The sequence below is a fragment of the Desulfomicrobium escambiense DSM 10707 genome, from assembly GCF_000428825.1.
Lineage (GTDB): Bacteria > Desulfobacterota > Desulfovibrionia > Desulfovibrionales > Desulfomicrobiaceae > Desulfomicrobium > Desulfomicrobium escambiense.
This window is the reverse complement of sequence record NZ_AUAR01000013.1, coordinates 1-13797: the sequence shown is the minus strand read 5'-3', so window position 1 is coordinate 13797 and position 13797 is coordinate 1. Positions and strand designations below refer to the sequence as shown.

Sequence of the window (13797 nt, the reverse complement as noted above, 5' to 3'; positions counted from 1 at the left end):
ACAGTGCGTCCCCAAGGCCACCCTTCGGGACGCAATTTTTTTCCTGCACCGGGGGACCGCAGATGCACACTTTACTTGAAACACGCCGCCGCTGGCTCGTCACGGGCGTGGCCGGCTTCATAGGCTCCAATTTGCTGGAGACCCTGCTGGCTCACGACCAGGAGGTCACGGGGCTCGACAATTTCTCCACGGGTCACCGCCACAACCTCGACGAGGTCCGGGGCTCCGTCACGCCCGCGCAGTGGGCGCGCTTTCGCATGATCGAGGGCGACATCCGCGACCCGCAGAACTGCGTGGAAGCCTGCACCGGCGCGGAGTTCGTCCTGCACCAGGCGGCCTTGGGCTCGGTGCCCCGCTCCATCACCGACCCGCTGCTGACCAACGCAAACAACGTCACTGGCTTCCTGAACATGCTCGTGGCCGCCCGGGACTGCGGGGTCAGGCGCTTCGTCTACGCGGCCTCCAGTTCCACCTACGGCGACCACCCGGGCCTGCCCAAGGTCGAGGACGTCATCGGCAAGCCCCTGTCGCCCTACGCCGTGACCAAGTACGTCAACGAACTCTATGCCGAGGTCTTCCTGCGAACCTACGGACTGGACAGCGCGGGCCTGCGCTACTTCAACGTCTTCGGCAAACGCCAGGACCCTGAGGGCGCCTACGCCGCCGTCATCCCCAAATGGTTCGCGGGGCTCCTGCGCGGGGAGACCGTCTGGATCAACGGCGACGGCGAGACCAGCCGAGACTTCTGCTTCATCGACAATTGCGTCCAGGCCAATATCCTGGCAGCATGCGCACGCAACCCCGAGGTGCCGGGCAAGGTCTTCAACGTGGCCTACGGCCAGCGCACCTCCCTGAACGAACTCTTCGCCCTCATCCGCGACGAGGCCGTGAAATTCAATCCCGGATGCGCCGACATGGCGCCCTCGTACCGGGACTTCCGCGCCGGGGACGTGCGCCACTCCCTGGCGGACATCTCCCGCAGCCGCGCCCTGCTCGGCTACGACCCGGCCTACGGCGTGCGTGAAGGGCTGGCCCGGGCCGGCCAGTGGTACGCCCGGCATCTGACCTAGGAGACCACCATGCAATGGCTCAAGTCCCTGCTGGGACTGCGCGACGACCACACGGACCTCTTCCTCCCCGTGCCGCCCAACCCGGCCCAGGACGCCCTGGCCGCCATCGACGACCTGTCGCGCGCCATGAAGAACCACCACGGCGCCGTGGAGACCTGTTCGGCCCTGGGCAACCTCTACCGCATGCGCGGGGAGCTGGACCGGGCCATCCAGATGCGCAGTTCCCTCCTGGCCCGTCCCGACCTCGGGCGCGAGGACCAGGCCCGGATCTGGTTCGAGCTCGGCCGCGACTACTCCCGCGCCGGCATCCTCGACCGGGCCCACGAGGCCCTGCGCCAGTGCCGCGAGATCGGCGGCGACCACCCCGCCCTCGAACTGGAGTTGGCCCTGCTGCACTCCAAGGGCGGCGATTTCCTGGCCGCCAGCCGGCAGTACCGGAAGATGGGGCACGCCCCCCAGGCCGCCCACTACCTGGTCCGCGCCGCCACGTCCCGGGAACCCGCCGACCCGGGCCTCATCGCCGAGGCCCGCGACGTGTACCCGGCATCGCCGGAAGCGTGGCTGGAAGGGATCATGCACCGCATCCGTCGGGACGACTGGGACGAGGTCATCACGCACCTCGACCAGGGGCTCGGGGCCGTCGGGCCGCACCTGGGCTTCGTGCTCCTCGATCCCCTGCTCGACTACGAGGACCCGGCCGAACCCGCCAGGGCGATCCTCCCGGCCTCCTCCCTGGACTCCCTGCTGGCCGTCATTGACCGCCACCCCCCGGAACTATCATCTCTCCACAGCGCGGGCTGCCTGCTGCGCGCCCATGGCCGCGTCGAGGAGGCCAAGACCTGGCAGGAGAAGGCGCTGTTGCTGAATCCCGCCTTCTGGCCCTCGCGGCTGGAGCTCTTGACCATGTCCCTGCCCGAGCAGCGGATGACGCAGGTCTTCACCCTGCAGCTCGACTTCCTGCTGCGCCGCGCGCGCGAGGCCAAGCGCTTCGTCTGCGGCCGCTGCGGCCTCAAACGCGGCCAGATCTTCTTCTGCTGCCCCAAGTGCATGTCCTGGCACTCCATCACCCTGCGGCAGCTCCTGAGCGACGAGGCGTCATGAGCACGGTCAAGTTGACGCCTATGATGGAGCAGTACCTGCGGGTCAAGGAGGAGCATCCGGACACCCTCGTCTTTTTCCGCATGGGCGACTTCTTCGAGCTTTTCTTCGAGGACGCCGAGGTGGCGGCCCGCGAGCTGCAGATCGCCCTGACCAGCCGCAACCCCGGGGCCGAGAACCCCGTGCCCATGTGCGGCATGCCCCACCACGCCATCGACGAGTACCTGCGCCAGCTTCTGGACAAGGGCTACAAGGTGGCCCTGTGCGACCAGGTCGAGGACCCCAAGCAGGCCAAGGGCCTGGTTCGCCGCGAAGTGACTCGCGTTCTCACGCCCGGCACCGTGGTCGAGGACATCAACCTCGACGCCAAGGGACACAACTTCCTGGGGGCCCTGTTCTGGGACGCGGAGCTGGGCGGGGGCCTGGCCTGGGTGGATTTCTCCACGGGCGCCTGGTCGGGCCTGCAGACCAAGAGCGAAGCCGTGCTCTGGCAGTGGCTCGTCAAGATGAACCCGCGCGAGCTGCTCCTGACCGACGCCCAGCAGCTGCCCAAAGATCTGGAGCAGTGGCGGCCGCGGATATCGCGCTTCCCCGAGAAATCCTATTTCGACGGCCGTGGGGCCGAAGACAAGATCGTGCGCGCCCAGGGCGTGGCCACCCTGTCCTCTCTGGACCTGGACGACAAGCCGGCCCTGACGCGCTGCTGCGGGGCGCTCCTGACCTACCTGGAGCTGACCCAGAAGCGCGACCTCGGCCATCTGGCCCCCTTCGCCCCCCTGGACCTCTCGACGACCCTGCTCCTGGACGAGGTCACGGAACGCAACCTGGAGCTTTTCCGCACCATGGACGGCGGCAAGGGCCGGGGCACCCTGTGGAACGTCCTGGACCAGACCCAGACGCCCATGGGCGGACGCCTCCTGGCCACGCGCCTGCACCAGCCCTTCAAGGACCTGTCCGCCATCCTGCCCGTGCAGGAGCTGGTCGCCTTCCTGGCCGACGGCGACGACGCCCGCGAGGGCCTGCGCCGCGCCCTGGACAAGGTCTACGACCTGGAGCGCCTGTGTACGCGCATCGTGGTCAACCGCTCCACGCCCAAGGATTTCGGTGCCCTGTGCGCGTCCTTGGCCGAACTGCCGCGCATGCGGCGCGACCTGGAGCGCCTGGATTCCGTGCCGCCCCTGCTGGCCCGGCTGCTGCGCGACTGGGACGACCTGGACGACGTGCACGGCCTGCTGTCCCGCGCCTTGGCCGACTCTCTGCCGCCGGTCATCACCGAGGGCGGGCTCTTCCGCCAGGGCTACGACCGGACCCTGGACGAGCTCATGGAGCTGACGGACCACGGCGAGGCGGCCCTGACGGCCATGCTCGAACGCGAACGCGCGGCCTGCGCCCTGCCCAAGCTCAAGCTCGGCTTCACCAAGGTCTTCGGCTACTACTTCGAGCTGAGCCGCGCCGCCGGGGCCGCCGAGCCGCCGGCCCACTTCATCCGCCGCCAGACCCTGGTCAACGCCGAGCGCTACATCACCGAGGAGCTCAAGGTCCTGGAAGACCGGCTCATGAGCGCCTCGGACCGCCGCAAGGCCCGCGAGTACGAACTTTTCCTGGCCCTGCGCGACGAGGTAGCCGGGCACCGCGCCCGCTTCATGTCCATGGCCCGCATCCTGGCCGAACTGGATTTCGCCCAGGGCCTGGCCCACGCTGCGCGCAAATGGGAATGGCGCAGGCCAGAACTGCACGAGGGCCTGGAGATCGCCATCCGGGCCGGACGACACCCCGTGGTCGAGGCCGTGCAGGGCCGCTCGAACTACATCCCCAACGACCTGACCATGGGCGACGACGGCCGCGTGCTCCTCATCACGGGCCCGAACATGGCCGGCAAGTCCACGGTGCTGCGGCAGGCGGCGCTGATCTGCATCCTGGCGCAGATGGGCTCCTTCGTGCCGGCGGCCTCGGCCCGCCTGGGCCTGTGCGACCGCATCTTCTCGCGCGTGGGCGCCTCGGACAACCTGGCCATGGGCCAGTCGACCTTCATGGTCGAGATGACCGAGACGGCGCGCATCCTGCGCCAGGCAGGCAAGCGCTCCCTGGTCATCCTCGACGAGATCGGCCGGGGCACGAGCACCTTCGACGGCCTTTCCCTGGCCTGGGCCGTGGCCGAGGAACTGGCCCGGCGCCAGGGCGGCATCCGCACCCTTTTCGCCACCCACTACCACGAGCTGACGGTGCTGGAAGAGAGGTTGCCCGGCGTGCGCAATTACAATATCGCCATCAAGGAATGGAAGGGCGACATCGTCTTTCTGCGTCGCATGGTGCCCGGCCCGGCCGACCGCAGCTACGGCATCGAGGTCGCCCGCCTGGCCGGCGTCCCGGCCCCCGTGGTGGCCCGGGCCAAGGAAATCCTGACGGCCCTGGAGCGCCACGCCCCAGGCGGCGCCAAGCGGCGCGAGGTCATCAGCCGCCAGGTGGGCCTGCCTGGTCTGGCCAAGGCGGCCCAACCCCGGGAGGAGGCGGCAGGCATGCATCCCGTGCTCGCGGCCCTTCAGTCCCTGAACGTCAACGAGCTTTCCCCCCTGGACGCACTTACCCTGCTCCACCAGTGGAAGGCTATGGCAGGAAACTCATGAAACGTCTGCTGCTGTGCATCCTCCTCCTGTCGGCCGCGGCCTGCGGCAAGAAGGAATGGCCCCAGCCCGTGGCCAGCGAAGAGCTGATCCAGATCAACCACATGGAGGCGCGCTACGACCAGGGCTGCATCCTGATCAACGCCAAGCTCGGCGGCCGCCTGGCCAACCTCGAATATTTTCTGGTGGAGATCGAGCAGGAAGGCTGCCCCACCTGCCCCTTCACGCCGTCCTACACCCAGAAGTTCTTCCCCTACAGCGCGGGCCTGTACCGCAAGGAGAACAGCTTCATCTTCACCATCTGCGAGCCCCTGCCGGGCAAGACCCTGCGCATCCGCCTGAAGGCGGACAACACCTACCACATCATCCAACCGGCCCTGTCGGAGATCATCACCCTCGAACCCTCGACCCCCTGACCCTGAGAGGAAACCTCATGCACTACTTTCAATACAAGGACGGACACCTTCATGCCGAAGACATCCCCGTAGCCGATCTGGTGCGGGAATACGGCACGCCCCTCTACATCTATTCGGCCACGACGCTCAAACGCCATTTCAAGGCCTTTGACTCGGCCTTCGAGGGCATCCACCACCTGACGTGCTATTCGGTCAAGGCCAACTCCAACCTGAGCCTGCTGAAGATCCTGGCCAAGGAAGGCGCGGGCACGGACATCGTGTCCGGCGGCGAGCTTTTCCGCGCCCTGCGCGCCGGGGTGCCCCGCAACAAGATCGTCTATTCGGGCGTGGGCAAGAAGGCCGTGGAGATCCAGGAGGCGCTGCTGGCCGACATCCTCATGTTCAACGTCGAGTCGCGGCAGGAACTGGAGCGCATCAACGCCATCGCCGCCGATCTGGACAAGGTTGCGCGCATCAGCTTGCGCATCAACCCCGACGTGGACCCCAAGACCCACCCCTACATCTCCACGGGCCTCAAGGAAAACAAGTTCGGCCTGTCCCGGCCCGACGCCCTGGAGACCTACGCCCTGGCCAAGAGCCTGCCCAACGTCGACCCCATCGGCATGGACTGCCACATCGGCTCCCAGCTGACCAAACTCTCCCCCTTCCTGGAAGCCCTGGACCGTCTCAAGGCCTTCCACGGGCAGTTGCTGGAGATGGGCATCAAGATCAAGTATCTGGACCTGGGCGGAGGCCTCGGCATCACCTACAACGAGGAGGAGCCGCCCCACCCCGAGGATCTGGGCCGGGCCCTGGTCGAGTCCCTGAAGGGCATGGACGTGACTCTCATCCTCGAACCCGGCCGCGTCATCGCCGGCAACACGGGCATCCTGGTGGCCGAAGTCCAGTACACCAAGACCAACGAGGACAAGACCTTCGTCATCGTGGACGCGGCCATGAACGATCTGGTGCGCCCGTCGCTCTACGGCTCCTACCACCGCATCGCGCCCGTCAAGGAAGGCAACGGCGAGCAGATGACGGCCGACGTGGTCGGGCCCATCTGCGAATCGGGCGACTTCCTGGCCAAGAACCGCACCTTCCCCAAGGTAGCCCAGGGCGACCTGCTGGCCGCCTTCTCGGCCGGAGCCTACGGCTTCGTCATGTCCTCGCAGTACAACTCCCGCCCCAGGGCCGCGGAGATCATGGTCGAGGGCGACAAGCACGTGCTCATCCGCAAGCGCGAGGTCTACAACGATCTGGTGGAGCTGGAAGAGGAAGGGCTGTCGCTCATCGACGAGCTGCAGAAATAGCCGAAGCTTCACGCATATCAAAAAAATCCCCCGGTTGCGCGATGCGGCCGGGGGATTTTTTCATGATGTGGTGCAAATTCGGCATCGACTGACCCGAATGGCCACATCCGGATCGATGGTCGCCCGCGTGTGCGGGAGGTTGGTCGGGAACGTTGGTGCCGGGGTACTCAGTTCGTACGCGGCCCGAACCGCCTGACCGCCAAACGCGCCACCGCACGGACGAGGATCGCAAGCATGAGCAGGGCGGCGGCAACGGAGAGGGGACCGCCCTCCTCCGCTCCGGATCCCCCGAGCCAGGAGTGGATGTGAAAACCCAGCGCCGCGTACACGGCGTCGGCGGCCACGGCGCAGGCCATGGTCACGACGGCGATGGTCGTGACGTAGATGACAGCGGACCTGCGCCCCAGAAGCTTGCCGACCATGAGGACCGTGGCCGCGTTGGTGGCAGGCCCGGCCAGGAGGAAGACGAGAAGCGCCCCGGGTGAGAAGCCCTTGAGGGCCAGGGCCGCGGCGATGGGGGTGCTGGCAGTTGCGCAGACGTACATCGGCATGGAAATGAGGAGCATGGCCAGCATGGCCCCGCCCCCAGGCAGCATGGCTCCCAGGTTCTCGGGCAGGTAGAGGGTGATGAGCCCTGCCAGGACGATGCCCAGGCCGAACCACGGGGCGATGTCGCCCATGAGGTCGTCAAAGGCGAAGCGTTGTCCATCCAGGAAACGCCTCCAACTGGACACGGTCGCGACATGCTTCGCCCCCCCGTTTCCGGGCGCGGCAAAAGGATCGCCCGGTTCGGGCCCCGGAGCCCCCGAGGGCACGACAATCCCCGCCGGCGTGGGCTTCGTCGCGCCCGAGCAGGAGCAGCACCCGGAGGAACAGGCCGGAGCCTGGGGCAGATCGCTCTCGGCCGGGGCTTTGCCCGGTTCGTCCCCCTTGTCCGCGGCGTCGATGAAAAGGCCTGCGGCCATGGCCGTGACGAAGGCCGAAAGGGGCCGTAGGACGGTCATGAGCGGGTCCAGCAGCGCCCAGCTCACGGACATGGAGTCGACGCCGGTCTCGGGCGTGGAGATGAGGAAGGAGGCTGTCGCGCCCTTGCTGGCGCCCATCCGTCGCAGGCCGGCCGCGGCCGGAATGACGCCGCAGCTGCACAGCGGCAGGGGCACGCCGAAGAGAGCCGCCTTGAAAACGTTGCCGGAGCGGCCGCGGCCGAGGTGTCGGGCCACGATGTCCGCCGGCACGAATGCCCGCAGCAGTCCGGCCATGAAAAAGCCGAAAAGCATCCAGACCGACGAGTCGACGAGGATGTCCCAGCAGACCTTGAGAAACCCGCTCATTGTGCCCCCCTTTCCCGGCAATGTTCCAGGGCCGTGTCGAGAATCCTCTCCACGTGCTCGTCGTCCAGCGTGTAGAAGACCACCTTGCCGTCCTTCCTGCCCCGCACCAGTCGTGCGGCCTTCAGCAGCCGAAGCTGATGCGAGACGGCGGAGACGGTCATCTGCAGCACGGCCGCCAGGTCGCACACGCACAGCTCCCCCATGCGCAGGGCGTCTAGGATCTTGACCCTGGTCGGGTCGGCCATGGCCCCCAGCAGCGCCGCAGCCTCCTCCAGCTCCCGCGCCTCCGTCCGCCCCAGATTGGCCCGGGCAACATTGGCCGGGTGGATGCAACGGACTTCACAGATCTCATCCATGCTTGCCTCACAGAAATGACATTCAACATTTGAAAGATTGCTCAAATATTAAATCGACTAAACCTAGTCAAGTCATTAACCGGAACTTCGCGAGCCATGCCCGCCAATCTTCCCGGAGGATACGCAGACTTCATGTCGAAAATGTTGGTTGTGTCCTTATTGATTCCGCCGTGTTTGGGCGGCCTCATAACCGAAAAATTGGCCCACTTCCCGGCAAAGGTATGCGGAGATCTGCCCGTACTTTGCCCCGGCGACTTTCTGCACGCGTTTCGACTCAATTTGTCCCGACTTTGAGTCTGCGGCACCGCAACGCAATTTTTTCCAAGACGGCCCGCCCCTCCATGGTCTATTGATCCCGGCCATGGACGCCCCCTCTTTCGAATTCATCGCCAGCATGCCCGGCATCGAGATCTGCCGGGCGTCGTTCAGCACGCACGTCTTCCCGCGGCATTTTCACGACGACCTCTACTCCGTGGGACTGATGCACCGCGGGGCGTGCCAATGCCTGGGTCCGGGCAGGGACGACGCCACCGTGCGGCAGGGCCAGGCCTGCCTGATCAACCCCGGCCAGGTCCATGCCGGCGGTCCGGCCCGTGACGGCGTGTTTTCCTACACCATGTTCTATCTGGGCCTCGATCTGGTCCGGAGCCTGGCCGAGGATGTAAGCCGAAGGTCCCAGGCGGCTCCGGAGTTCACGGCCCTGATCAGCGACCGGCCGGACGTGTGCGAATCCCTGCAACAGCTCGTGACGAGCCTCGGCAGCGAGGACGATCTGCAGACCGAGTCGGCCCTGGTGCGGACCCTCGGGAACGTGCTGCGGGCCCACGGCGGGGTGCCGAGGGATAGCGATGTCCATGATCGGACCTTTGTCCGCCGGGCCAGGGAACTGCTGGCCGCGGACCTGGACCGCAAGGTCACCATCCGGGACATGGCGTCCGCCCTGGGGGTCAGCCAGTACCATTTCCTGCGCGCCTTCAAGCGCCAGACGGGCGTGCCGCCCCACGTCTTCCGCACCCAGCGCCGGGTTGAACTGGCCAGAAGCCTGGTCCGACGCGGCACGCCGCTGTCCGAGGTGGCGCAGCTGGCGGGTTTTGCGGACCAACCCCACCTCACCAACACGTTCAAGTTCTACACCGGGGTCACGCCTGGGCACTACGCCGCACGCATCGCCCATACCCCCTCGACTTCACTCTGATACGGGAGACATGCCATGAAATCCGAATCCGTCGCCGCACCTGACGTCATCGAAACCCTTTCCATCGGTCTGGCCCCGCGCCTGGCCGTGCTGGGCGCCGTCCTGCTCTGGGGCGCATCCTTCTCGGCCATGCGCGCCGCCCTGGCAGACCTGCACCCATGGAGCGTCATGTGGCTGCGCATGATCGTGGCCCTGGCCTGCATCCTGCCCATGTACCGCAGCATCGACCTGTCCATGTACCGGCGCGGCGACTGGAAACTGCTGATACCGGCCGTCATTCTGCAGCCGTGCCTGTACTTTTGGTTCGAATCTGCCGCCCTGGGGCTGACCACCTCGGCCCAGGCCGGCGTCATCTCGGCTTCTGTGCCGCTGCTGGTCGGCGTGGGAGCATGGATGACCCTGCGCGAGCCCCTGAACGGACGCACGGTGTTCGCCCTGCTCCTGTCCTTGGCGGGCGTGGCTGTGCTGAGCCTCTCGGGCGAGGCGACGGAAACGGCGCCCTCGCCGCTTCTGGGCAACGGTCTGGAGCTGGGGGCCATGGTCTGCGCCGCGGCGAACATGATCCTCATCCGCTTCCTGGGCCGTCGCTACGGCGCCTGGACCCTGACCGTCATGCAGGTGGTCACCGGCTGCCTCTTCTTCTCCCCCGGGGCCCTGCGCCTGCTCGACGTTCCGGCCGGAACCTTCGACACCCGGCTCATCCTCATCCTGCTCTTCCTCGGTGCAGGCGTGACCCTCGGCGCCTTCTCCCTCTACAACTGGGCCATCACCCGCATGCCGGCCGGCACGGCCTCGGCCCATATCAACCTCATACCCGTGGTGGCCGTGACCTGCGGCTTCCTTTTCCTGGGAGAAACTATGAGCTTGATCCAACTGGCCGCGGCCGGGGTGGTGCTTGCTTCGGTGCTGCTGACGCAGAAGGGATAGGCCACGCATGCCGCGCAGACAATTCGGGCCGGAGCGCGGGAAGCGGAAGTCCTAAGGCAAAGGCTCTCCAAACGCGATTCATCGCGTCTCGGCACGTGGAGAACGACAGAAGTTTCCGCTCCGTTCACGTCACGGGAATCCGCCGAACACACGGTGCCGTGCGGTCCGCGACGTTTTCGGACGAAACGGGATCATCCAAACGCTCTTTGTTTTGAAATTTGTGCGTCCCGGAGTCTGAATGGTCCGTTTTCGCCACAATTCGTGCTCAGCGTGATTTCATGCGTGCATTTACATGAGCGGCCGGCCTTCAATTTTTGGCGGCACGAGGATGTACTGCCGCAGGGTTTCCCCGGCCTTTTTCATTGTAGCCATTCTTTCCGTCTCGTACGAGGACTGATGAGCGGCCAAGGGGCTTCCTTCCCGCGTTTGCGATGGTGACAGCAGGTCGAGTTCAGGGCCTAGATGACATGACGCACGAGTGGCTTTTTCCTGCCGGGTCTGGAGATACTCCTGGCGGGCCATGTCGGCGAGGCGTCCCGTGTCGCGGCAGAATCGCTTGACTTCCTCCTCCACCGCAGACCGCGAGACAAGCTCCGAGACATGCCTGTCCAGCAGTTCGGCCAGTGAGACGGGCTGCATGTAGGCGAGCAGTTCCTGATCGTAGTCGTCATCCGGGTCCAAGTGGCGAGGGGTGATGTGCCGCGAGAGCATGGCCCCTCCCCTGCTGGCGTATTCGTAACGCTGCCGCAGTTCATTCTGCAGAAACGTGATGTAATTGCTGGCCATGAAATGAAACATGACCCCGGCCAGATCGACGGCGCTGTTGACGTGTCTGAAGCCTCCCCGAAGTTTTCTCTCGAAAAATTCGAAAAATCCCTTTTCCGTCTGCTCGTATCCGGTCATCTCCGCAGGCCCCCAGGGGGCGTTGTCTCCCGTGTAGCGACGCTGCCGAGTGATGGCACTCTCCATCTGGTGCAGCCCATAGTCCCCGATCCAGGGCAGAACAGTCCCTTTGGCTTTCACGAGGCTCATTTGCCGCAGGTGCCCGAAGTGCCGGTAACCCAGAAATGCCGGCGGAGCGGCGGGAATGATGTCGTTGCGATAGACATGGCGCATGTGCGGCACCTGAAAATTCCAGTAGCGGGCAAACACGGTGTCGCCGATTCGGGGGGCGGCGTAGGTGTAGAGGGTGACGGGGTTGGAAAAATCCGAGGAGATCGCGCATGCCAGGAGCGAAGCCACCGCCCCTCCCAGGCTGTGGCCGGTCACAAAGATGCGTTTGAGCGTGCCATCAGGCGCTTTGCTGTGATTTTCGCAATAACTATGTACAAATTCCCATAAATACTCGAAGGCTTGCAAAAAACCCGTATGCGCAGAGCCAATCTGCGCGAGTGGTTCCGGGCAAGATTTCATTGAGATCTTAACATCTTGGATGAGGTCTTGACTGAACGGGCCTTCTGTTCCTCGAACGGAAATGATGATGGTGTTCCTGTTGGTGGCCATGAAGGCCTGGGTATCCGTGGGATTTTTCGATTTGTTCGCAATGCGAAAAAATCTCATGTCGTGGTAATTCCAGTCATAGGGCATCTCGTGGAGAACCATATCCACCCACTCGCCGCCGACTTGGTATGGCCTGGCACGCTGAGTGCGGAGATTGTCGAGAGTATGGAGGATTGTCTTGTCGTATGGTGCTTTCGTGTTGTCTTCGGGCCGGGTGCCTTTGTTTCTGGTGTCTGGATCCGCATAGGCCAGGGTGGAAAAGACTGCCAGATTGTTCGCGGTGATGCTGTCCCAGTCGTCCGGGGCGCCGAGTTTGGACGTGACCAGTGCGGGAATCCAGCAGAAGAGGGGCGCGAGTTCCAGCAGGTACCCGGTTTGCAGGTTGTGGCATGACGGACAGCGGCGTTCGTTTTCGGTCATCATGAAGCGCAGGGCGCAACGCTGCTTGGGCCGGGTCTCCTCCAACCTGTCGTCGATGTGTTCCAGTCGTCGCGGCAGGTTAAGGGTTCCGTGAGCCACGCGATGATACGACCATCCGATGCGGTGCTCTTCGCTCAGAACCTGACGGTTCGGTCGCACTCCATTACGGGAAGACGATTTGAGGGCCTTGTGGGCGATGATGTCCGCCGCCAGGGTCAATTGATCCCATTCCTCGTCGTCCGGGTAGCCTTGCGGCTTGGTACGAGGCAGGGGATTGAATTCCAGGTACATCCAGCCGCGGCCCACATGGCACAGGTCGAGTATCGGTTTGCCTTTGGCGTACACGTGCTCACTCAACAGCATGCCTCCCGCGTCGTAAGCCTTGATCAGCAGATTCCCGACTTCTTCGCCGCTGTCGGGATGAACAAGGCCGGTGATGGGCGTGTTTTCAAAATCGACGATCTTGAGACGCAGACAGCGTTTTTGAAAGCATTGAATGGGGCTCAACTGCATGATGCGTTCTCCTTCTTCTGTCACTGATGAATGAAATCCGGCAACTCCCACACATCTTCCGATGCCAGGAGCGCAAGCTGTTCTTGAGTCAGTTGGATTGAAATTTCAGATTCAGGTTTATTTCCTGGGATGCCTATTCGAATTTTGTATTGTCCACTCTCAGTGTTTACTGACCAATATTTTTCGAAGCCTATTGTTGTGTGCATGCTATCAATTATGCTATTTAAATATTTAATTTCTTTTTCATATGATTTTTTTTTGTTCACTTTTTCGTCAAAGTAATTTTTTCTAAAATATTGTAGTTTATTATTAGAATAATTTATTTTAATTTTTCCTGAATCCTTGTGTGTAAATCCAACATATGGTGTTCCTGAAGATTTATTCGCTCCACGTGCAGTTGGATTTTTGCAATTGTATGAATAAAATTTATTGGTATAATTACCATTATCGTATATTCTTATTATGTTATGTTCCGATACGTCGCAAACCAGAATCGACTCGTTGTTTCGAGTCCGTGGATCTCCTTGCTTGACTTCATCGTCAGGCTTCGGGTCTCTGGGTTCGTAAAGGAAGGCATAAGCCAATTGATGATAGCTAGTTTTCTCTGCATTGGAGTGTACGCCAATGGTCATGAGGTCGAGTTCCCACTGACAGAACGGGTGCCATATCCTGGTGGGAATGTGAGAAACCCATATTCCCGGCTTTTCTTCCACATTACGAGCGGATGCCCCATATCTATGGGGCCCGAATTTTCCTGACCCGAAACTGAGCTGCCGACACATGAAGGAGTCGCTGGTCCAGTATGCGGACGTGAACATCTTGCCTTCCATTTCCTTGGGCACCTCATAGCGCAGGTTGAACATCCCCTCGTCGCGCAGGACAATGAGCTGCGTGTCGAACACGAAGGCAAGGAAGACGAGAAACGCGGCCAGCAATACCCATTTGAACTTGGTCATAATGCGCCTCCGTTCGTTCAGACTTGAAATGCAGGAATAGGCGGAATCATAGATCACGCATTCCGTGTACGACCAAACGGTCCTTGAGGGCCTTGTGGGCAATGA

At 63.3% G+C, this 13797-nt stretch carries 11 protein-coding genes; 7 read left to right on the top strand and 4 right to left on the bottom strand.

The window, feature by feature from the left end:
- The first annotated feature begins 62 nt into the window (after nt 1–62).
- Genes G394_RS0111130 through lysA form a run of 5 tightly spaced genes read left to right on the top strand, consistent with a single transcriptional unit; the run spans nt 63 to nt 6494 of the window.
- Nucleotides 63–1070 carry an SDR family oxidoreductase gene (locus tag G394_RS0111130; RefSeq protein ID WP_028577721.1) on the top strand — a complete coding sequence of 336 codons (1008 nt, stop codon included), beginning with the start codon at nt 63–65 and terminating at the stop codon, nt 1068–1070.
- A gap of 9 nt (nt 1071–1079) precedes the next feature.
- Complete coding sequence (locus G394_RS0111125; RefSeq protein WP_028577720.1) at nt 1080–2171, top strand: tetratricopeptide repeat protein; 1092 nt, start codon at nt 1080–1082, stop codon at nt 2169–2171.
- Nucleotides 2168–4792 (top strand): DNA mismatch repair protein MutS, encoded by a 2625-nt coding sequence (mutS, locus tag G394_RS0111120; protein ID WP_028577719.1) that lies wholly within the window; start codon nt 2168–2170, stop codon nt 4790–4792. The genes G394_RS0111125 and mutS overlap by 4 nt, the downstream gene beginning before the upstream one ends.
- Entirely contained in the window at nt 4789–5205 is a 417-nt protein-coding gene (locus G394_RS20255; protein ID WP_051307128.1) for a hypothetical protein, read from the top strand. Before mutS ends, G394_RS20255 begins: the two co-directional genes overlap by 4 nt.
- Before the next feature lie 17 nt (nt 5206–5222).
- Entirely contained in the window at nt 5223–6494 is a 1272-nt protein-coding gene (gene lysA, locus G394_RS0111110) for a diaminopimelate decarboxylase (protein WP_028577718.1), read from the top strand.
- Nucleotides 6495–6661: 167 nt separating this feature from the next.
- Here lysA and G394_RS0111105 read toward each other — a convergent pair whose 3' ends face one another.
- Complete coding sequence (locus tag G394_RS0111105) at nt 6662–7825, bottom strand: SO_0444 family Cu/Zn efflux transporter (RefSeq protein WP_028577717.1); 1164 nt, start codon at nt 7823–7825, stop codon at nt 6662–6664.
- Entirely contained in the window at nt 7822–8181 is a 360-nt protein-coding gene (locus G394_RS0111100) for an ArsR/SmtB family transcription factor (protein ID WP_028577716.1), read from the bottom strand. Before G394_RS0111100 ends, G394_RS0111105 begins: the two co-directional genes overlap by 4 nt.
- Nucleotides 8182–8542: 361 nt before the next feature.
- Here G394_RS0111100 and G394_RS0111095 point away from each other — a divergent pair, with 361 nt between their 5' ends.
- Nucleotides 8543–9376, top strand: a complete 834-nt coding sequence (locus G394_RS0111095) for an AraC family transcriptional regulator (RefSeq protein WP_028577715.1) — start codon at nt 8543–8545, stop codon at nt 9374–9376.
- Nucleotides 9377–9391: 15 nt separating this feature from the next.
- The gene (locus G394_RS0111090; RefSeq protein WP_028577714.1) at nt 9392–10303 is read left to right on the top strand and encodes a DMT family transporter; all 912 of its coding nucleotides are present in this window, start codon (nt 9392–9394) and stop codon (nt 10301–10303) included.
- A gap of 288 nt (nt 10304–10591) precedes the next feature.
- Here the strand turns inward: G394_RS0111090 and G394_RS0111085 are convergent, their stop codons facing one another.
- Together G394_RS0111085 and G394_RS21210 are read right to left on the bottom strand one after the other, a co-directional pair.
- A complete protein-coding gene (locus G394_RS0111085; RefSeq protein ID WP_028577713.1) occupies nt 10592–12736 on the bottom strand; it encodes a lipase family protein in 2145 nt (714 codons plus the stop codon).
- 20 nt (nt 12737–12756) lie between these two features.
- A complete protein-coding gene (locus G394_RS21210; protein ID WP_156902586.1) occupies nt 12757–13692 on the bottom strand; it encodes a hypothetical protein in 936 nt (311 codons plus the stop codon).
- Between the last annotated feature and the right edge of the window lie 105 nt (nt 13693–13797).